16 protein-coding genes, 1 other RNA gene and 4 pseudogenes are annotated in these 20426 nt (G+C 50.7%); 5 read left to right on the forward strand and 16 right to left on the reverse strand.

All coding sequences use genetic code 11. The annotated features are described in order from the left end of the window. Positions 1-73 precede the first annotated feature (73 nt). Together mmuP and IFU29_RS15040 are read left to right on the forward strand one after the other, a co-directional pair. The gene (gene mmuP / locus IFU29_RS15035; RefSeq protein ID WP_191934644.1) at positions 74-1492 is read left to right on the forward strand and encodes an S-methylmethionine permease; all 1419 of its coding nucleotides are present in this window, start codon (positions 74-76) and stop codon (positions 1490-1492) included. 91 nt (positions 1493-1583) lie between these two features. Further along, entirely contained in the window at positions 1584-2006 is a 423-nt protein-coding gene (locus tag IFU29_RS15040; protein WP_191934824.1) for a hypothetical protein, read from the forward strand. Between the two features lie 42 nt (positions 2007-2048). Here the strand turns inward: IFU29_RS15040 and speG are convergent, their stop codons facing one another. From speG to IFU29_RS15075, 7 genes are all read right to left on the reverse strand, one after another. After that, positions 2049-2615 (reverse strand): spermidine N1-acetyltransferase, encoded by a 567-nt coding sequence (gene speG, locus IFU29_RS15045; RefSeq protein ID WP_191934645.1) that lies wholly within the window; start codon positions 2613-2615, stop codon positions 2049-2051. 141 nt (positions 2616-2756) lie between these two features. Continuing rightward, on the reverse strand, positions 2757-3623 hold the full coding sequence (locus IFU29_RS15050) for a nucleoside-specific channel-forming protein Tsx (protein ID WP_191934646.1): 867 nt from the start codon (positions 3621-3623) through the stop codon (positions 2757-2759). 412 nt (positions 3624-4035) lie between these two features. Then, on the reverse strand, positions 4036-5181 hold the full coding sequence (locus IFU29_RS15055; RefSeq protein ID WP_191934825.1) for a DUF4056 domain-containing protein: 1146 nt from the start codon (positions 5179-5181) through the stop codon (positions 4036-4038). Beyond that, positions 5178-6185 carry a BamA/TamA family outer membrane protein gene (locus IFU29_RS15060; protein WP_244633717.1) on the reverse strand — a complete coding sequence of 336 codons (1008 nt, stop codon included), beginning with the start codon at positions 6183-6185 and terminating at the stop codon, positions 5178-5180. The genes IFU29_RS15055 and IFU29_RS15060 overlap by 4 nt, the downstream gene beginning before the upstream one ends. A 128-nt stretch (positions 6186-6313) precedes the next feature. Continuing rightward, positions 6314-7264, reverse strand: coding sequence for a hypothetical protein (locus tag IFU29_RS15065; RefSeq protein ID WP_423244843.1), 951 nt, complete (start codon positions 7262-7264; stop codon positions 6314-6316). A 414-nt stretch (positions 7265-7678) separates the two neighbouring features. Further along, positions 7679-8065: a DUF1090 domain-containing protein gene (locus IFU29_RS15070; protein WP_191934649.1), complete on the reverse strand. Its 387-nt coding sequence runs from the start codon at positions 8063-8065 to the stop codon at positions 7679-7681. A gap of 167 nt (positions 8066-8232) precedes the next feature. Next, the gene (locus tag IFU29_RS15075) at positions 8233-9093 is read right to left on the reverse strand and encodes a PA4780 family RIO1-like protein kinase (RefSeq protein WP_062744575.1); all 861 of its coding nucleotides are present in this window, start codon (positions 9091-9093) and stop codon (positions 8233-8235) included. A gap of 482 nt (positions 9094-9575) precedes the next feature. On the opposite strand from IFU29_RS15075, the pseudogene IFU29_RS15080 reads away from it, so the two are divergent. Next, positions 9576-9933 (forward strand): annotated as a pseudogene (locus tag IFU29_RS15080) (transposase); the annotation flags it as partial. A 185-nt stretch (positions 9934-10118) separates the two neighbouring features. On the opposite strand, the gene IFU29_RS15085 reads toward IFU29_RS15080, so the two are convergent. The 6 genes and pseudogenes from IFU29_RS15085 to smpB all read right to left on the reverse strand — a co-directional run bounded on the left by IFU29_RS15085 (position 10119) and on the right by smpB (position 16248). Next, on the reverse strand, positions 10119-12632 hold the full coding sequence (locus tag IFU29_RS15085; RefSeq protein ID WP_191934650.1) for an SIR2 family protein: 2514 nt from the start codon (positions 12630-12632) through the stop codon (positions 10119-10121). Between the two features lie 126 nt (positions 12633-12758). Then, a pseudogene (locus IFU29_RS15090) lies at positions 12759-13122 on the reverse strand (conjugative transfer ATPase); the annotation flags it as partial. Between the two features lie 217 nt (positions 13123-13339). Then, a pseudogene (locus IFU29_RS15095) lies at positions 13340-13726 on the reverse strand (transposase); the annotation flags it as partial. Positions 13727-13906: 180 nt separating this feature from the next. Then, positions 13907-15148, reverse strand: a pseudogene (locus tag IFU29_RS15100) (integrase domain-containing protein). A gap of 204 nt (positions 15149-15352) precedes the next feature. After that, positions 15353-15716: a transfer-messenger RNA gene (gene ssrA, locus IFU29_RS15105) on the reverse strand. A 49-nt stretch (positions 15717-15765) separates the two neighbouring features. Further along, positions 15766-16248, reverse strand: a complete 483-nt coding sequence (gene smpB, locus IFU29_RS15110) for an SsrA-binding protein SmpB (protein WP_191934651.1) — start codon at positions 16246-16248, stop codon at positions 15766-15768. 160 nt (positions 16249-16408) lie between these two features. On the opposite strand from smpB, the gene IFU29_RS15115 reads away from it, so the two are divergent. Together IFU29_RS15115 and IFU29_RS15120 are read left to right on the forward strand one after the other, a co-directional pair. Further along, on the forward strand, positions 16409-16843 hold the full coding sequence (locus IFU29_RS15115; RefSeq protein WP_191934652.1) for a type II toxin-antitoxin system RatA family toxin: 435 nt from the start codon (positions 16409-16411) through the stop codon (positions 16841-16843). Beyond that, positions 16836-17123, forward strand: coding sequence for an RnfH family protein (locus tag IFU29_RS15120; RefSeq protein WP_191934653.1), 288 nt, complete (start codon positions 16836-16838; stop codon positions 17121-17123). Before IFU29_RS15115 ends, IFU29_RS15120 begins: the two co-directional genes overlap by 8 nt. A gap of 106 nt (positions 17124-17229) precedes the next feature. Here the strand turns inward: IFU29_RS15120 and bamE are convergent, their stop codons facing one another. The 3 genes from bamE to nadK form a co-directional block, all read right to left on the reverse strand. Further along, the gene (gene bamE / locus IFU29_RS15125; RefSeq protein WP_191934654.1) at positions 17230-17571 is read right to left on the reverse strand and encodes an outer membrane protein assembly factor BamE; all 342 of its coding nucleotides are present in this window, start codon (positions 17569-17571) and stop codon (positions 17230-17232) included. A gap of 182 nt (positions 17572-17753) precedes the next feature. Beyond that, positions 17754-19415 (reverse strand): DNA repair protein RecN, encoded by a 1662-nt coding sequence (gene recN / locus IFU29_RS15130; RefSeq protein ID WP_191934655.1) that lies wholly within the window; start codon positions 19413-19415, stop codon positions 17754-17756. 86 nt (positions 19416-19501) lie between these two features. After that, entirely contained in the window at positions 19502-20380 is an 879-nt protein-coding gene (nadK, locus tag IFU29_RS15135; RefSeq protein WP_191934656.1) for an NAD(+) kinase, read from the reverse strand. Between the last annotated feature and the right edge of the window lie 46 nt (positions 20381-20426).

Raw genomic sequence — 20426 nt, forward strand, 5'->3', positions numbered from 1 at the left:
TTGCATTCGCCGGACTGAATCGGTATAACGCGGGCAACTGGCCATAAAGGCGTCCCTACGGATTGACAGCATCATGCAGCAGCAACAGCAGGCCCCCCGGCAGTTCAAACGCAGTATGAAAGCACGCCATCTGGTGATGCTTTCCCTCGGTGGCGTGATTGGCACCGGACTCTTTTTTAATACCGGCTATATTATCTCCACGACAGGTGCTGCTGGCACACTGCTGGCCTACCTGATCGGGGCGCTGGTGGTCTGGCTGGTGATGCTCAGTCTCGGAGAGCTTTCGGTGGCGATGCCTGAAACCGGTGCTTTCCACGTCTATGCTGCCCGCTATCTCAGCCCGGGCACCGGCTATACCGTCGCCTGGCTGTACTGGCTGACGTGGACGGTAGCACTGGGCTCCAGCCTGACAGCCGCCGGTTTCTGTATGCAGTACTGGTTCCCCGATTCCCCGGTCTGGCTGTGGTGTCTGCTGTTCTGCGTGCTGATCTTTCTGCTGAATGTCGTCTCCTCGCGCTTCTTTGCGGAGGCCGAGTTCTGGTTCTCTGTGGTCAAAGTGATCACCATTCTGGCGTTTCTGATGCTGGGTGGGGCGGCGATGTTTGGATTTATTCCGCTGCGGGACGGCACCCCGGCACCGTTTTTCCACCATCTCACTGCGTCGGGCTGGTTTCCGCACGGCGTACTGCCGATCCTGATGACCATGGTGGCGGTCAACTTTGCTTTCTCCGGTACGGAGCTGATCGGCATCGCCGCCGGTGAAACGGAAGAGCCACATAAAGTCCTGCCGCTGGCGATCCGCACCACGGTAGTACGTCTGATCATCTTCTTTGTCGGTACGGTACTGATCCTCGCCAGCCTGATCCCGATGGATCAGGCCGGGATTGTAAAAAGCCCCTTTGTCATGGTCTTTGAAAAGATCGGGCTGCCGTACGCGGCTGATGTGATTAACTTTGTGATCCTCACGGCGATCCTCTCTGCCGCCAATTCCGGACTCTATGCCTCTGGCCGGATGCTGTGGTCACTGGCTAATCAGCAGACGCTGCCCGCCTGCTTCACTCGTCTGACGCGGCGCGGCATCCCGCTGGTGGCGATCTCCGTCAGTATGCTGGGCGGTCTGCTGGCGCTGCTTTCCAGCGTGGTGGCCGCGGATACGGTGTTTGTGGCGCTGTCGGCTATATCGGGTTTTGCCGTGGTGGCGGTGTGGATGAGTATTTGCGCTTCACACTACCGCTTTCGCCGCGCGTGGCTGCGGGAAGGACATGGCGAAAGCGAGCTGAAGTACCGCGCGCCCTGGTTCCCGCTGACGCCTCTGCTGGGCTTCAGCCTGTGCCTGCTGGCGTGTATCGGGCTGGCATTTGACCCCGACCAGCGTATCGCGCTGTGGTGCGGCCTGCCGTTTGTGGCGCTGTGCTATGCGGCGCACTGGCTGACGCAGCGACGCCGCAGGCGTCTGCCGGAACCGCGCCCCGTCCCAGGCGTCAATGGCTGAATAAACCCCCAATTAGCCGCGCTATTAGCCCGCTAGTTTGCCGAAGGTGGCGCGTAGACTGTTAGCATGATGGACTCAGGCAGGATAAATGATGAAACGGCTGATTGCAGCGCTGGCAGCAGCGTGGATGTTGAGTGGCTGCGCCACGATTGTCGGTAGCGAAACGCAGGACGTCACCTTACAGACGCAGCCTCCGGGGGTGAAGTTTGTGGTGCAGGACGAGACCGGTAAAGCGGTCGCCGAAGGCTATACGCCGAAAACTGTGACGCTGATGAAGTCCAACGGTAACTACTTTGGCAAGAAGAAGTACCTGGTCATGCTGGAACGTCAGGGCTATGTACCGCAGACGCTGCCGCTGAAAGAGAGCGCCAACCTGTGGTATCTGCTGGGGAATATCCCGCTGCTGGGCTTCCCGGGCTGGCTGTTGGTCGACCCGTTCTACGGGGGGATGTATAAGATTGAACCGGAACGCGTTCAGACCATTATGAATCCGGTCGGTGCACGCGGCGGCTGACTCAACAACGGCAGGTCGGGTGAACCCTCCTGCCGTTTTTCTTTACTGCGCGGTGGTTTTTACCATGCTGTGTGCTGGTTTGAATTTTTCCAGATACTGATGCTGGAAGATGCACATGCGAATGGTATTACGGTATTCACCGTTGATAAAGAATTCGTGGATCAGCTCACCTTCAATTTCAAAGCCCAGCTTGCGGTAAATGTGGATCGCCTTTTCGTTCTCTTTATCGACGATCAGGTAGAGTTTATACAGGTTCAGCACCGAAAAACCGTACTCCATCGCCAGCTTCGCGGCCTTACTGGCCAGACCCTTGCCCTGATGGCTGGGGGCGATAATAATCTGAAATTCTGCACGACGGTGGATGTGGTTAATCTCTACCAGTTCCACCAGCCCGGCGTTACCCCCATCATGCTCAACGACAAACCGCCGCTCACTCTGGTCATGGATATGCTTGTCATAAAGATCGGACAGCTCAACAAACGCCTCGTAGGGCTCTTCAAACCAGTAGCGCATGACGCTGGCGTTGTTATCCAGCTGATGGACAAACCGCAGGTCTTCACGCTCCAGAGGACGCAGTTTCACGCTGTGATCAACAGACTTAGCCGACATAAAAATTCCTTTTCGGGGATGCAATATTGCCGGGGAGTATAACGGTTTATCACAGGTAAAAAAAACGCGCCCGAAGGCGCGTTGCGTGACGCTTTTTACCGGAACAGGATGTGACCTTGATTTTCAGTCACGCCGGGGTCATCAGAAGTTGTAACCCACCACCAGGTAATAACCGAAGCCGTTCGACTTAACGTTAAAATCGCCTTTGCCAAAGTTCAGCTCGGTGCCGTCATTCCACTGGCCGCCGTTGTGGAAGTAACGCGCCACGACGGAGTAGTGCCAGTGGTCGTAGCCCAGCGAGAGAATATGGCTGGAGGCAATCGAGTTGCTGGTGCGCGCGGGCGCGGAGTTATCCCCAAGGTCAGAACCCCAGTCAAAGTTAGTGAAGCCGATATAGCTCAGGTTGCCGCCCCACAGCTGAGTCAGCGGCACGAAGTATTTCACCTTGAAGCGGTATCCGTCCCACTGATTTTCGTTGGCTGCACCGTAGTTCGCCCACTGATATTTTGCGTACACGTTCAGCGACAGGCCGACGTCGGAATGGGTGTCGATATCGGTACCCAGGCCCATATACCAGGTGTTCTGGCGGTTGGCACGGTTGTCACCCATATCGTAGATATAGTTGTTGGCGAAGTACCACTCTTTGAACGGGCCAAACGCCAGGCTGGTGCCGGTCAGTTTGTCGATGGAGAAGCGCGGTTCGATCTCCATAAAGAACGGGGAGCCGTCATCCCATGCGCCGACGTCGTTACCGTTGCCCACCCCGAAGAATTTAGGCACATCAATATAGCCGTAGAAATCGAACCAGTCTTTTTTCGCAAAGGCTTCGTATTCCAGATAAACGTCATTGTTCAGCTGAGGCCCGAAGCGGGTGTGATAGCTGCCGACCACATTGACGCTCTGATGCCACCAGTCAGAAACATACTCCGGACTGCTGGTTTCAGCGAATGAGGAGTGGGTATAAGAGAGCGCTGCCAGCGCGCCAGCCATCATAATTTTATATTTCATTATTATTACCACATGCTCTGAGACCCGGCTCTGTAGCCAGCGCGCTGGTTGGGTCAGGTTATCTACGGCGACAAATGGGTGATTAAGATTACGAAAAAAACACCCGCCATCATTGCTGCGGCAGTGTGCCGCTAACAGCGTGTTAGGAAATAGAGATTGCTCACACTTGTCAAATTCTGTTTCATTTCAATTCAGCTAAAGTGTGATTCAAATCACAAAAAATCCACGGCAGTACGGAACTTAATCAGAAAAGGGGTTTTGCCGTCGCCAGGCAGCAAGGTAAACGGTTGCCTGGTGATTTCTCAGGTTCAGGGTAAAAACGAGGGGCGTCGGCGGTAAAAAAGGATGGCGCTGTTTTCTGCTCAGTCATAAGGCGGGCTTATGCGTCATCGGGGTGGCAACCCTCTATGCCCTAACGACAGGCATCCCCTTTTGCGGCCAGATGATCGCGGTCGGCTTGCTCTGCCTGCTGCGCCAGCTGGGCAAAATCCCCGTACTGGTACATCAGCTGCGGGGTGGGTAAATTCACCATATTCTTTCCGGGCCAGATTTCCAGCCGCGCAAAACCGGAAAGAGGCTGCTGGTTAAAGTGGTTGGGCAGCGTCAGCCAGAGTTCGGGGACGCTGTCTGCCGGACGGGAAGGGAGGCGGCGGTCGAGGGTGCTGTAGTTACGGCGCAGGACGAGGAATTTATCCGGCAGGCGGCAGCGGCTGTTCCACCACGATCCGTCGATCATATCAAAGTGGAAGCGGGTCTCTTTGGGGCTGACCGCCAGCAGCTGTGCCAGAGCCTGGGGGATCATCTGTGCCATTGATGCCTCGTACTGCGTCAGCGAGGTGCCCCCTCCGTGGGATAGAAGGTCGATCGCAATACGTGCGCCCAGCAGGTTTGAATAGAGATCTTCCGGGGAAAAGGCCGAGACCCCTTCTGAATAGCCCGGTACGGATTCAAAGCCGTACCACTGCGCCACTTCATGCCAGACCGCCAGCTGGAAGGCGAGATGGGCTGCCAGCCGGATCGCCAGGTTATAGCGGTCCAGCGCGTTAGCTGGCGGGGTAAAGTGCCCCAGCCGGATGATGCGCTGGCCCAGCTCATCAGGCAGCGTGAGGGTGCCCGCCTGGCCCAGCTGCGGCAAAATGCGGGTAAACAGCCACAGCGTGTTATCCGCGGTGTCGCGCACGTGGGCGAGGTCAATAAACCCTCCGCGCCGGGTGTAGACAATTCCGTCGTGCTCACTGTTCAGCCCGGTCAGGGTCATGATGATACTGTCCCAGCTGTCGTTGTAGTGATGCCTGCCCGTATTGTCCGCAGCCACCACGTTACCGAACTGAATAAAGGGCACCGGGATGCCTAAAAATTTTGCCTGCACATCATAGCCGAAGGCGCAGCAGGGCCGCAGGCCATCCGGGGGCGACAGAGTAGGCAGGGTGGGCCAGACCTGGGTCGCCAGGGCCGCCGGCTGCCGGAGATCTCCTGTTTTTAAGGCGGAGGCGGCCGGGACCGGGACCTGGCAGGCATTTAACACCAGGGTTAACAGCACCCATCTCTTTTTCATCAGAACGCTTCCCCAACCTGGAAATAGAACCCCGTGCTTTTCTCGCCTACGCCGTAGTCAAAGCGCAGATTCATGCTTTTTTTAATCTCAAAGCGATAACCGACGCCGACGGTAGGAAGCCAGTGGCCGTCAGCGACATTGTGGACGTCAGAAGACATACTGCCTGCACCAACCCAGGCGACAACACCGTGCCGCCAGCTCAGTTTTTTACGCAGTTCAAGCTGGGTCGTCACAATATTACGATCGCGGTAACGCCCTTCGTAATAACCCCGCAGGTGATGGCTGTCCCCTAAAAAGCCGGTCATTGTCCAGGGGACATTGCCCCCGGCGAACCGGCCGTACAGCTCCCACGCCAGCAGGGTGGTAGGGGTCAGGGGATGATATAGATCGTACTGCGTATCCCAGACGTCAAAGCGGTTATCGCTGCCTAAGGTCGGAGTATATCGGGTATAGCTGATATTGAGCAGCTGTCCGCGCGAAGGATTGATGGTGACATCCCGCGTGTCATAGCTGAACAACAGGCTGGCCCCGATGTTCATCTCACTTAAGCGCACCGGGTGCTGAAAGAAGCTTCCTGCTGCTTTTTTTTCTAACCCGGTCGCTTTCTGGTCGTCGAAGGAACCGCCCACCCCGACGTAGGTATTCGCCCCCAGCCGGTAGAGGATTTTGGGCGTCAGGGTAACGGAGCGGGCGTTATAGGACTGCTTTCCCCGCTGATGTCGCCCGGCCTGGTAACCGACGCCCCAGTAATCCAGCGGACGATGGCTCAGGTCCCCGTTGAGAAAAAAACGCCACCGATCCTGATGAAAAAAGGTGTAGTTTTCGTAACCCACACCAAACGCGCCCGTTGAGCTACCAAAGCCGGTGAGGGATAACGACGACAGCGGTGAAGACTGCGGACGATCGTCGGGATGGTAAAACCCGACGGCAGCAACACCGATGCCCACGCCCAGCTCCGGGGTATAAAAGGGTCCCGGCACCACCCCCCAGTCGATACCTTTATGCAAATCGGCCTCCTGCGTGCTGAACCTGCTCAGGTATCTGTCCACCGTCGGCCTGCTTAACAGCAGGGTGCCCTGGGACAGTGACGGAATGAGAAACAAAGTCATTAATAGCCCAATGTTAGCCCACATGTTTAGAAACGAAACTCGCCACCAACCATTACGCTGTTACGTTTTTCAAAGCCCACCTCGGTAATCACGTTGAAGTTACGCGTAATTTCGTACTGCCCGCCGACCAGAATATTCCAGGGAGACTGCAAATGCTGCTTAACGCGAAAGCGGCCCTGGTCGTCTTTATTGACGAAGTTCACCAGCTGTACCAGGTTTTGCGGCATGTTCAGATTACCCAGGCTGCCTCTGAAGTCCTGAGAGACATCCTGATACATACTGCCGACCCACACGCTGGCGTGCGATACCGGGATGGAGAAGCGTTCAAATCCTGGCACGGTGAAGCGATAACCGACGCGCGGCGTGAAGGTGAAAGCCGACGTACTGCCATCAAGAATGTCGAAGTCTGTACGGGTATAGTTGAAATCCAGCGTGCCGAACCAGTTGTGATACCCATAGGCCAGCGTTGTGCCGCCGCCGTAGGTGGTTCCCTTAAATTTCAGCGTAAAATTGAGGTTCTTGAGCTGCGGGGGGCAGGCACCCACCGCGCAGACGGAGACATCAGAGACCGAGCTCCCTTTTGTATGGCCAATAATGCCGTAGACATTCATAAAGGGAAATAACCAGGTATCCAGCCTGGCATTCTCGGTTTTGGACCTTTCCCGGGTATGGCCGACGTTAATATTAAACAGATCGTTGCCAATCGGGATCGGTGCCATGCCGGGAAACAGTGAAGGGATTTTAAGGTTAGAGAAATTGATACTGTTAACCTTAATATTCTGACGCATGTTCATGTAATTAAAACCAATCCCATAGGGATCGGGTAAGTCATAACCGCGGCGGCGTATCTCTTTACCAAAAAAGGGCAGAGGGCCAGTGGTTTCACCAAACAGATCGGGTGAACGTTGTGGTTTTTGATCGTCCAGGACCATCAGAGGGTCGGTATCTCCATGATAATCCAGCGAGTCAGGTATCATCGCATTAGGCACACCCGCAAAGGCCGGCACCAGCGGTGCAGAGCAGAGCAGGAAACCGGCAATAATATTGACTTTAGTGTTTGGCTGTTTCTTCATTTATTACAATCCATGTATGTGCTGGGAAGGGATCGCAGGAGCATAGCGACAGTCCTCTCCCTTTTCATTCCAGAAAATGCGATATTTCCGCGGCAGGCATGGCTTTTTATTAATTGTAATTCTTTATGTTTTATTAATCACTGGCTGGCAGTTTAATTACCGGGATAAGTCTGGCAATTAACCGGTTTGAGTAACGCGGAGAAGGCAATGTTTTTACATTTAATGCTTGCTATGACACAGATAAAATAAATAAGGGATCATCACTCGCGGGAAGGGAAGAGAGCAGAACGCCCTGGTACAGGACGTTCTGGCGCGTCATTAGCGGGTTAATTCTGCTTCAGCCTCGCGAAGTTCTTCGCGGGCTTCATCCCGTTTTTTCGTTTTTTTATCGATTTTTTCCTGTCTGCCATCGGCTTTGGCTTCGGTCAGCTCCTGCTCACGCTCCTGCACTTTACGCTGTTTTTCTGCCACCTTTGCCTGACGCTCTTTCAGCAGGCTGCTGTCTGTGCAGTGGTCGGTGACTTCCTTCAGCGCTTTCTTCAGGCCTGCCACGCGGTGCGGATTACTCTGCTGTTCCGCGTACTGGATTTCCTGCTGGATACTTTGCTGTTTAGCCGCGCAGCCGGTCAGCGCGGCGCTGGCCTGCACGGAAAAAAAACAGCTGGCGATAAGGGTTGAGCTAAGAATAATCAGGTGCTTTTTCATTGTTATCCTAAATTTGCGGTGTGGTGACCGCTATTATACCTGGCGTTCTTAAGAGATCCTTATCACCACACATTGTTTGTGCCATTGCTGCGGGAAGTGCCCGGGACGCAGGCAAAAAAAAGCCCACAGGTGAACCTGCGGGCTGTGAGCGCTGCCGATGCTGGCTGTCAGTCGTCTTCGTCGTCCCGCTCTTTGCTGGCGCGCTGGCGGTCATAAAATTCATCTTCGGCGGCAATGATCTCATCCATCAGGGAGCCCATATCCACTTCATGTGTCTCTTCAACAAACAGGCCGGTGAGCGCCACTTCCGGGGTGAGTTTGCCGTCTTCATACAGCATCCATATCTCTTTGGCATAGCGCGTCTTCAGGAGCTGCGGCGCGTACTGGCCATAGTAGGCGGTGATGTTATTCACATCACGTTCAAACATGGATTCTGCCAGGTTGTTGGCCGCCGCATCAACAGCCTGCGGCAGATCGATAATCACCGGGCCCCGGGCATCGAGCAGCACGTTAAACTCGGATAAATCGCCATGCACGATGCCGGCGCAGAGCATGCGCACGATATTACGGATCATGATATTGAAATCAGTAACGGCATTCTCTTCCGTCAGGATCACATCGCTGAGGCGGGGTGCAACCGCGCCTTCAGCATCGGTGACCAGCTCCATCAGCAGCACGCCCTCTACGCAGAGATAGGGTTGCGGCACGCGCACCCCGGCGTTATCCAGACGGAACAGCGCATCGACCTCGGCCATCTGCCAGGACTCTTCCTGCTGCTTGCGCCCGAAGCGTGAGCCTTTTTTCATCGCGCGGGAGTCACGCGTGTTGCGGACTTTACGTCCTTCCTGATACTGCACGGCCTGCTTGAAGCTGCGCTGCGTGGCCTCTTTATACACTTTGGCACACTGGATCTTGTCACCGCACAGCACCGTGTAAACGTCAGCTTCTTTACCGCTTTTCAGGCGCTGAAGCACGTCGTCTATCAGGCCGTCATCGACCAGGGGTTGGATTCGTTTTGGGATTTTCATGCGGCTTTATACCTTATTTCGGCCGCTTTTCGTATCAATAACAAAGACGGCGACACAGAACAAATGGCAGAGGCTGAACAATGAGGTCATTTTACCGAAAAAAAGGCGGTTTGTGGGGTTGGCGGCGTCGATGAGTGACATTTTTCAGTGACAGGCCGATCGGACAGGGGACAGCAGCATGAACTGGGGCAGGGAAGGGGCGTGTCAGTACCGGCAGGAGCCGACTCGCGGCTGTTATTTTGCACGATGGTTATGGGGTAACCGGCTGAACAAGCGGGTGTATAGAAATAAGGACCGATTTCTGACTCCCGTGAACACCGACGGACAATGCGACGGTGGAATCCTTCAGCGGCAGGCTGTGGCAGCAGTGTCTGAACGAGAACGGGTTCATATGGGGGCGGATGCACGGGGTGACCTGCTCCCCGTTGATTAACACACGGCGATTTTAGTAATGTCTTCATAAGCCACATGAGCATATCCCCATGAAGAAGCGTTTTTCCGACGAACAGATCATCAGTATCCTCCGCGAGGCTGAAGCCGGGGTTTCTGCCCGTGAGCTCTGCCGTAAGCACGCCATTTCCGACGCCACCTTTTACACCTGGCGCAAGAAGTATGGCGGTATGTAGGTGCCCGAAGTTAACACCTGAAGTCGCTTGAGGAAGAGAACGCCAGACTCAACAAGCTGCCTGCCGAAGCCATGCTGGATAAGGAGGCACTTCATGTGGCTCTGGGGCGAAAGTACTGACGACTGGCCAGAAGCGGGAAGCCGTTGAGCTTATGTGTGATGCGACCGGTCTGTCGCAACGTCATGCCTGCAGGCTTACAGGGTTGTCCCTGTCGATAGGATCAATTATTTAGGGACTAGCTTTCGTCGAGATACTTCACGTAGTCGTATGCCTTTCAGAATAGTCACTTTAATATAAAAGGAAAAGTAGGGGCTGTTGATTTATATTTACAGGTGTGGAATATATGGATAAGTTAAATATAAGTGGCCTTGTAATCACAAGGCCATTTTAGATTATAAATTAAATGCTAGAACTGTTTATTTTTTCCAATACTTGACTTAACGAGTCCTTGCAATGCCGTATGGAGTGTTCACCATAATCTTCAACGTTAACACGCTCTGCCTGTGCAAGCATGTAAACACAGCACTCTTTGAAATTTAACCTGTTTTGTTTTGAAAGGGATGAGTACTTTTGATTATAAATTTTTTCATATTCTTTTACTTGTCTGTATCGGTGCTTTCCATTATCGCTGCTTTGTAATAAATTATGAGCCCTATAGAAAAATGACCATATGGCTGCATCGTGCTGTTCTTTTAATGCTTTTTTAATATAGAGTCTTGCTTGCTGAGTATCTATGCTGGATGTATCGTATTCTTTTTTTTCTTGTTTTTTTCTGGCTATCTTATAGGCAGTGTTTAATTTTTCCTGAGCAGGATCTAATAGGTCATTAGCTATTTCCGCCATAGCTAATTGCAGCCAGTAATGAGATTCTTTTTTTAACCATCCTGCTTTTAATATTAGATTGTCATAATAATTAAACAAAGATCGTTTTTTACCATTCATTTCTTTTAATAAATTATCGACATTACTAAATCTCATTATTTCTTTGATGAGGTTTTTCTTTAGATTTACTATTTCAAAATCAACTTTGTTACTATTTTTAGTCCATTCCCTTTCAACTATTTCTACTGTTTTTAGAAATAGTTGAATCTTGTATTCATTTTGGAATAAATATTTTAACGTCACGCGACAGAATATGCTTGATTTTTCTGTGAACCCATTGATATTACGGTTGGAGTATATTAGGGAAATATTTTTATTTCTGCTGAATTTAAGCGAATCTACATCATTGTTTTCTGATAGTGATTTAATTATGTTGCTATTTATGGGGATGTTCAAATATTTAAACAATAATATGAAGAATAATATTTTTTTATAAGATGGATTATTCATGACTTCATTTGTATATTCTCCAATTTTATTTATTATGTTTTCAGAAGAAAATAAATCGAGTAGTAACTCACTTATCTGATTGTTGAAGTTTTTTTCAACCAATCGCCTTTTTGATTCTAGTGATAGAGTTACACGTTCACTTCCCCAGAAGTTAAGCATATCGATTAAATCTATTAGATAATCTACTTCTGACTTCACTTCTTCTATATACTGAGCTTGTGATAGTTCGTCAATATTAATAACATCGAAATCGATGCCAAAAAAATCAGTTCTATCTAATTCTATACTTCTTATGCTTCCTATTAATATTATATTTTTATTTTGTAACATCGCAAAATCGGAAATTAATGATGTGTTATTATTTAAATCATCACAAATAACAACAGAGAATTCATTCTTATTTATAATCTTGTCAAAATCAGCAAGGTATTTTGATGGGGTGATTTCATCTTGTTCTCCCGGGGTGTATGTTTTTATTTTTTCCTTTTTTAATAAATGAGATATAAGCTGTTCTAGTAACACACTTTTCCCGTTACCAATTTCTCCTGTAATTATAACGTTCTTTTTTTCTTTTATTTTTGCTATACATTCATCTATTACCCTCTCTCTAGGGATGAAATAATTTTTCTCTCCAAGTAAGTATTGTGTATAATCTTTTTGTATTTTTCTGTTGTCTATTTTACCAAATAAGAAGAAGTTATGGATGTCTAATTTTTCGATTTCTAAATCATCATTTTCATAATACTCACCATCAACTTCAATTAAATGCTCAGGTTTGTTGTCTATAATATCAGATACAAGGTTATTATATTTATCTTTTATTAGTTTTGCAAAACCTTCGGTCCCAGTGCTTAATACATGGCCATAAATTTTAAGCTTGAATAGATCCTTTTCTTTCGCAGTGGGTGATGTGATGATAAAAGTTTTTTCTTTAAATGATTCATTAGATTTTAATAGTTTCTTTATCATGTCATCATATAAAGAATAACCTACAAATACAATTGCGGATGCTGAATCGAAATCTTTTGCAAGTAATTTAAACCAATACGAATCATCAAAATTATTTAGAACATAAGATATATCGCTTAGTGCAAATTCTTTTGTTAATGTTTTTTTACTTAAAATACCCATATCTCCATTGATATGGACGCAAATATTGCCATCTCTAAACATCTCTGAGTCAGTTAATGGGTTTACTGTCCTTAGTTTTTTGCCTACTTCATTACATGCTAATTCAAACCCAAAGTCATAATTGGTCGTGTAAGTTCGCTTCCAATTTATTTTTGCGATTTCTTTATGATAATCAGAAACCTCATTTATAATAAATTCATCTTCTAATGCTGCAATTAGTTGGTTTTCTTTTTCACTTTCAATATAGTAGTCTACGATATCTTTAAGAGGTATTACTCCATCATCAGAAGATATATCCACCCCCCCCATTAAAAGCTTCGAAAGATCATCCACCCCTTTAGGTTGTTTGGACTTTATATTTTTCATGCCATAAGAAAAACCGGCACCAGTGAATAAAACTGGTTTGCCAAACTTCATCTTATCAATTAGTAAATTTATAGTTTTTTCCATTGTATTCCCTCTTTATCCAAGTAAAACTTGGGCGTATGTAAAAGACTTTTCTTGATAAAATAGTGGCTAACGATTTGTTTGCCTTTAGAATATCAAAGATACCAAATTAAGTAAGGTAAGTACAAATCAGCTTCTGAAAAAATGTTTTTCAGGTATCCTCATCGCCGCCTCCAGCTCACTACACCCAAATACCCGCAATCCGCATTCGCTCTGCTTTTTCCTATTTCTCCATAATCCCTACCGCCAGCCACAGGGCAGGAGAGATCACGCGTAACTTTGCCTCAACACGCGGCGAAAGCACCACTCCTTCGGTATACTTCCCTAGTGTTTTTGTGGCGCTGAGCGGGAGTTTGTGCTATTCCGGCGTCAGAGACTTAAAGCGGATGATCTGTTCCACAACAAAACGTGCCAGCAGCGTGTTTACGGTGATGATATGCGCCTTGTAGGTGATATTGACGATGGATCGTCCCAAGTGCTGGTCACGTTCGCCCCCAAACCCGGAGCAGAACAGATCCTCTCCTCCAATAGTGGACACGCGACTAATACAATCACGGCAAAGCCGAATGATTACTTTTCATTTTATGCCCATAGTGGACTGCCCCTACACACGTAGACAAATTCTGTCCCCACTACAAGGCCTGTTCAAAGTCCTTTGTACTGAACCCGCCGATGTAGCTGTGGCACCGAGACCGTCTATAGAAGGCATCAATGTAATCGAAGATATCGGCCCGAGCGACATTCAGTACCCGACACATCGTCATCACACCCCGTACAGTGCAGTTTTCATTGATAAATCGGTACTTCAGTAGGGCTCCGCAGCAAAGTACCGCGCGCCCTTTTTCAGGATATCGCGTTCTTCTTCGGTGCGTTTTACCTGCGCCTGTAGTGTCAGGATCTTACTCTTGGTTACCAGTCAATTCCGGGCATGCTGTTCGCCGTTATCAGGTATCAGGCTTGATAGTCCGTAGCCACTTGTAGAGGCTGTGCGCGTAAACGCCTAGACGGTCACATAATTCGGTAACGGAATAACCGCGTTCCGTTATCTGACGAATGGCTTCTTTATTAAAGTCGGGTATAAATCGTGGTGTGCCCATTCGCTCCTCCTGTGCTCAAACTAAAGGGCAGGAGCGTCGACCGTGGGCAATCCTTACAATGTCCGCTTCTCGCTCAAACCAGACTGTCAGATTCGATTGTGATCTACCTACAAAATCTGCAGAGCAGGTTTGAGCATATGCACTTTTTCCTTGGAAAAACTAACCAATCCTGCTAGAAACTCAGACCACAAGTTTTAACTCTCCTCTTCCGTTTTCAACAATGCTCCCGCTGTCGGCATTGCTTACGAAATCCCCCTACCACTGCATCATCGGCCGTCGCTGCTCAAGGTAGTCACTTCGGTTATATGCACGACGAACCTCATTCTTATCCACATGGGCAAGCGCTGCCTCAATAACATCAGGCGGAAATCCTTGCTCATTGAGGGCCGTACTAGCAATAGATCGCAGGCCATGGGAGACAAGCACACCACCAAAACCAGCACGTTTAAGTGCCGCGTTCACTGTTTGGCTATTCATAGACTGATTCGGCTTGATACGGCTTGGAAAAATGAATTCTCTATTACTACTCAAAGGCTTCATCATTTCCAGAATGGTAAGGGCTTCATCCGATAATGGAACCGTATGATCTCGGTTCATCTTCATGCGAGCTGCTGGGATTTTCCATTCTTTAGCATCAAAATCGATCTCATCCTACCGAGCTGCCGCCGCTTCAGCGGGGCGTGAGATAGTCAGAAGTTGCCACATGAACAAACATCGAGTAGGCAAAATAATGTTGGCATTTCTCATTGTCTGCATCACTTGTGGTAACTGATCTGGGCGGATGCTAGGCATGTTCTTTTTCTGCGGTTTCTCAAAGGCTTTACCAATATTGATACTGGGAACTGCATCAATCAGGCCCGTATTCTGGGCATAAATCATGGCTTCATTTATACGTTGGCAAAGGCGGCGGACAGGCTCTAACGCGCCCCTGGCCTGTACAGGTTGAACGGTCTGAACCAATGTATGAGCTTTAATATCCGTAATATTGACCTTCCCAATCGCGGGGAAAACATCTCTTTCAAGTGAGCGCCAAATGTCATGAGCATAGTCCTCTGTGACGCTGGCTTTCTTGACGTTCCACCAACGCTCGGCAACTAACATGAAAGTGTTGGTTTTAGCTTCAAGCGAACTGCGCAGTTGTTCTTGTTGATGCTCCTGAGGATCGATCTGTTTCGTCAGAAGAGAACGAGACTCTGCACGATAGTTTCGGGCATCAGCAAGGGTAACTGACGGGTAGGGGCCAATACTCTTCTTTGCACGTTTCTTGGTGACAGGACGAATGTAGTGAAACTGCCATATTTTGCTGCCGGTGGATTTGATGAGTAGCTCAAGGCCATCGCCATCGTAGAGAACGTAGTCCGCTTCCTTGGGTTTGGCGGATTCGATTTCTTTGACGGATAAAGGTTTGGTTTGTCTTGCCATTGCCGGGTTTCCATAGTTTTAGGCACCTCAAAAACAATAATGCTTTATGAGGTGCCTAACAAGGTGCCTAAAAGGTTCGGATTTAATTAGTTTGCTTCAGACTTCCCGGGACAAATCTCAGACACAAAAAAACCCGCAAGGCTTACGCCTTGCGGGTTTTCAGGACTTCATCGAGTGGGTCTGGTAACCAATCGACCAAGAATTTGGTGGAGCTGGCGGGAGTTGAACCCGCGTCCAGAATTACTACACCGTCGGCACTACATGCTTAGTCTGTCTTTACATTCGCCGGTCAGCTGCGAACAGACACGCCACTGACAAACTAGCCTGATTGGTTTTAATGCTTCAACCCCAGGCCGGGTATCCACACGAGTTCTTTTAGGTTTGACCTCTCTTGAATCCCCGTCTTAAGAACGGAAGCTAGGGAGAGAGGGCTCTAAGCAGGTTATTAAGCTGCTAGTGCGTAGTTTTCGTCGTTTGCAACTATTTTTTTGCGGCTTTTAACGAGGCAAACCGCCCCTCGGCATGCTCCTAGGGCTTCGCAAATCCTGTCGAATCCAGAATCAGCCCCAAGTACTGTTTAGCAGTATATCAGAAAAACCTGTCGCTGTGCCAGTAGGTTAGCGATTTGAGTGTTTCATAATACGTGCTTTGTCTAATTTCCACTCGCGATCTTTAATGTCATCGCGCTTGTCGTGCTCTCGCTTCCCTTTCGCCAGGCCAATTTTCAGCTTGGCCCAGGCATTTTTCCAGTACATCGACAGTGCCACGATGGTGTAACCATCACGATTGGCTTTACCAATCAGCGTGTCGAGCTCGCGTTTTTTCAGCAGCAGCTTGCGGCTGCGCGTCGGGTCGCAGACATAGTGCGATGAAGCCACGCTCAGCGGCTGGAAAGTTGACCCGAACAGGTAAGCTTCACCATCGCGCAGCATAATGTAGCTGTCGCTGATGTTGGCCTTACCGGCGCGGAGGGATTTGACTTCCCATCCCTGGAGCGAAAGCCCGGCTTCGAACTCATCTTCGATGGAGTATTCGTGACGGGCGCGCTTGTTCATGGCAATGGTCGCGGAACCGGGTTTATGTGCTTTTTTCTTTGTCATAGTGCCACTTAGTTTACATGAAGCCGTGATTAATGGCATCCCCTGTAACATCCTGGGCAGGGGAAACAGGTATTTTAGCAGATGGTTAGCAGGAGAGAATTTTTGTTTGATTGCCTGCGATGGTATTATTACTGCGTTATAAAAAAAGACAGGAATGGATATGTCCCAGATTAGTCGTTCGGCGCTGGTGCCGTACAGTGCGGAACAAATGTTCCGCTTAGTGAATGATGTCGACAGCTATCCGCAGTTTCTGCCGGGGTGTACCGGTAGCCGGGTGCTGGATGCCAGCGACGACCAGATGACCGCTGCGGTGGACGTCTCCAAAGCGGGGATCAGTAAAACCTTCGTGACGCGCAACACCCTGACGGATAATCAAAGCATCCATATGCAGCTGGTAGACGGGCCCTTTCGCAAGCTGACCGGCGGCTGGCGTTTCACCGCCCTCAGCGAAGATGCCTGTAAGGTAGAGCTGAATCTGGACTTTGAGTTTACCAATATGCTGGTTGAACTGGCCTTTGGTCGCATCTTTAAAGAGCTGGCCAGCAGCATGGTGCAGGCATTTACCCAGCGCGCTAAAGAGGTCTACAGTGCCTGATATCGCGGTTGAAGTGGTCTATGCGCTGCCCGAAAAGCAGTATCTCTACAGTGTCAAAGTGGAGGAGGGCAGTACCGTAGAGCAGGCGATTATTGCTTCGGGTTTACTGACGCTGCGCAGCGACATCAACCTGCAGGAAAACAAGGTCGGGATATTCAGCCGTCCGGTGAAGCTGCACGATATCGTGCAGTGCGGGGACCGCATTGAAATCTACCGACCGTTAATTGCCGACCCGAAAGATCTGCGCCGTCAGCGGGCAGAGCGGGCAGCAAAAAAATAAGGCGCACTCAGCGCCTTATTTTTTGAATCATTTTCCCCCGCCTTACCCGCCGTTAACTGCATGCCGACCGGAACCAGGGGGCGGGATCTGCTACAAACGATCAGCCTTAGTTCTTACTGAGGGCCGGTTTGTTATCAATATTGGTCAGCGTACCGCTTTTATCGAAGGTCAGGGTCAGCGTCTGCTGTTTCACTGGCTCATGGCCAGGCTCCTGACGGAAGATGTAGTACCAGACGTTGTTACCAAACGGGTCATGCATCATCGGCGTGCCAAGAGTGTAAGCAACCTGCTGCTGCGTCATTCCTGTATGGATCTTCGCAACATCGTTGGCGACCAGATAGTTACCCTGGTTGATATCCGGGCGGTACACCACGCGCTCCAGAGTGGAACAACCCGCAGTCGTCATCAGAAGAACCACCGCAGCAGCAGTCAGCGTTTTACAGCGCATAATCAATGTTTATTCCTTTGTGGCTATATTCATATCCCCTGAAACCGCAGCTCCGGGTCTTTCGGGTTTATCATTTTGCAACGATGATACCGCGTAACTTGCCGATGATAATAAACCTTTCCGTAGTTTAAAACCTCTACGGAGCAACGATATGACCACAAAGTGGTGAAAAAGTGCAATGGTCAGGCGGCTAAAAGTTCTTTTGCGTTGGCCAGCGTGTTGCGCGTCACCTCGCTACCGCCGAGCAGACGCGCCAGCTCCTGCAGACGTGAACGCTTGTCCAGTGGTCGCATATGCGTCTCGGTCATTGCACCATCGGTCTCTTTGCTGACGTAGAAATGCTGATGGCCACAGCCAGCCACCTGCGGCAGATGGGTCACGCACATCACCTGAGTCGACTCGCCCAGCTGACGCAGCATTTTGCCCACAACGGCAGCGGTTGGTCCGCTGATGCCGACATCGACTTCATCGAAAATCAACGCTGGCGTATCCATCTTACGTGCGGTAATCACCTGAATCGCCAGTGCAATGCGCGACAGCTCGCCGCCGGAGGCGACTTTGCCCAACGGCTGAACCGGCTGGCCCGGGTTAGTACTGACCCGGAAATCAATGCGGTCAGCGCCTTCGGCCGTCAGGTGTTCAGGGTTGAACTGAAGCTCAATGGTAAAGCGACCGTGCGGCATCGACAGCGTGTGCATACTCTCGGTGATCAGCGTACTCAGTTCAGCGGCAAAGTGCACCCGGCGGTCATGCAGTTCCTGTGCGCACTGAAGTGCGGCAGCGTAGTGCAGGCTGACCGCCTGGCTGAGTTCATCCTGATCGCTTTCCTGCTGGTCGAGTAAGTGCTGTTCTGCCAGCAGTTGCTGGTGGAACTGCGGCACCTCTTCCGGGGCAATATGGTGCTTACGGCCCAGGCCGATCTGACGCGACAGGCGCTGTTCCAGTTCGTGCAGGCGGTTGGGGTCGAGATCCAGCCGGTCGCAGTAGTGGCGAAGCTCATCGCTGGCCTCACTGATCTGAATGGCGGCTTCCTCCAGCATGGCTGATACGCCGCTGAGTTTGTCATCCATTTCCGTCAGCTCCGTCATCAGCTGGCGTGCCGTATACAGTTGGCTCTGCAGGTTATTCTCTTCGCCGTCAGCCAGCATCAGCAGCGTCTGCTGGCTGGTGGAGAGCAGCTGACCGCTATTAGCCAGGCGTTTGTACTCGTCGTCGATCTGCTCATACTCACCACTGACCGGTGCAAACTCGTTCAGCTCTTTCAGCTGATACTGCAACAGTTCACGACGGGCTTCACGCTCCTGTGACTGCTGCTGATGCTGTGCCAGCGTCCGGCAGCTCTGATGCCACTGGCGGTAGTGGCGGGCCATGTTTTGCATCAGCAGGGGTTCGCCTGCATAGGCATCCAGCAGGGCTTTCTGATGTTCGGGTTTTAACAGGAGCTGGTGGGCATGCTGGCCGTGGATTTGGATCAATGTCTGGCCAAGCTCACGCAGCTGCGAGAGCGGGACGGCCGTGCCGTTGATAAAGCCACGTGACCGGCCGTCGCTGCTGATCACACGACGCAGCAGGCACTCGTTGCCATCATCCAGCTGATTTTCAATCAACCAGCGCTGGGCTGGTGGGGTATCTTTCAGCGAGAAGCGCGCACAGATATCGGCGCGGGCGGCCCCCTGACGCACCATATCTGCTTCGGCACGACCACCCAGACACAGCCCCAGCGCATCAATAGCAATGGACTTACCCGCACCGGTTTCACCGGTGATGGCCGTCATTCCGCGCTGAAAGTCGATCTCCAGCTCGCGTACAATAGCGAAATTACTGATGGTCAGTTGTGCCAGCATAGTTGTCTTCCTGTATGAAAACACAGATATGGTTTTTCATACAGTATATACTGGTTTTATAAACAGTAAACCCGCCGGGGACAGATTTAGAATAATTTTTTTGACCAGCCTAGTTTTGAGCTTAATGTATTGAAATAATTATAGTTTTTCGGGTGTATCAGATTCAGGTGATAATCGCTGCGGCGGATTAAGACATCTTCTCCCTGCTGGATGGGCAGCGCTATCTGGCTGTCACAGCTAATCTCCAGGTCGCTGCGCATGTGGGAAAAACGCAGGCGAATGGTGCTGCTGCTGTTGATCACCAGCGGGCGGGCTGACAGGGTATGCGGGAACATCGGGACGATAGCAATCGCATCCAGCGTCGGCATCAAAATGGGGCCACCCGCCGACAGTGAGTAGGCCGTGGAGCCGGTAGGGGTCGAGATGATCAGGCCGTCTGAGCGCTGGGAAAAGGCAAAGTTCTCGTCGATATACACCTCGAATTCGATCATATGCGCCACTTTTCCCGGATGCAGCACCACTTCATTGATGGCTGTTCCGACGCGCGGGGTACCGGACTGTCGGCAGACCTGTGCTTCCAGCAGGAAGCGGCTTTCAACGAAATAGTCTCCCTCCAGGACTTCGGCAAGCTGCTGCTGGGCATTATCGGGATCGAGGTCGGTGAGAAACCCGAGATTGCCACGGTTAATACCAATCACCTTGATATCGTAGCGCGCCAGTACCCTGGCCGCGCCCAGCATATTGCCATCGCCCCCGACCACCACCGCCAGATCCGCCTTGCGGCCAATCTCTGCCAGCGTTCCGGTCTCTACGCCTTCCAGTTTTAACTCACGCGCAATCTGCTGCTCAATAATCACCTGGTAGCCGCGCGCCGTAAGCCAGCGATACAGCATTTCATGGGTGGTCAGGGCGGTAGGGTGGCGTGGATGGCCGACGATACCGATGCAGTTGAAGTGGTTATTCATGTTCCTGGCATTCCTCACGAGGTAAACTCCCCCGACAATGTGACTG

It is taken from the genome of Erwinia persicina, assembly GCF_014838825.1.
GTDB classification, from domain to species: Bacteria; Pseudomonadota; Gammaproteobacteria; order Enterobacterales; family Enterobacteriaceae; genus Erwinia; species Erwinia persicina_A.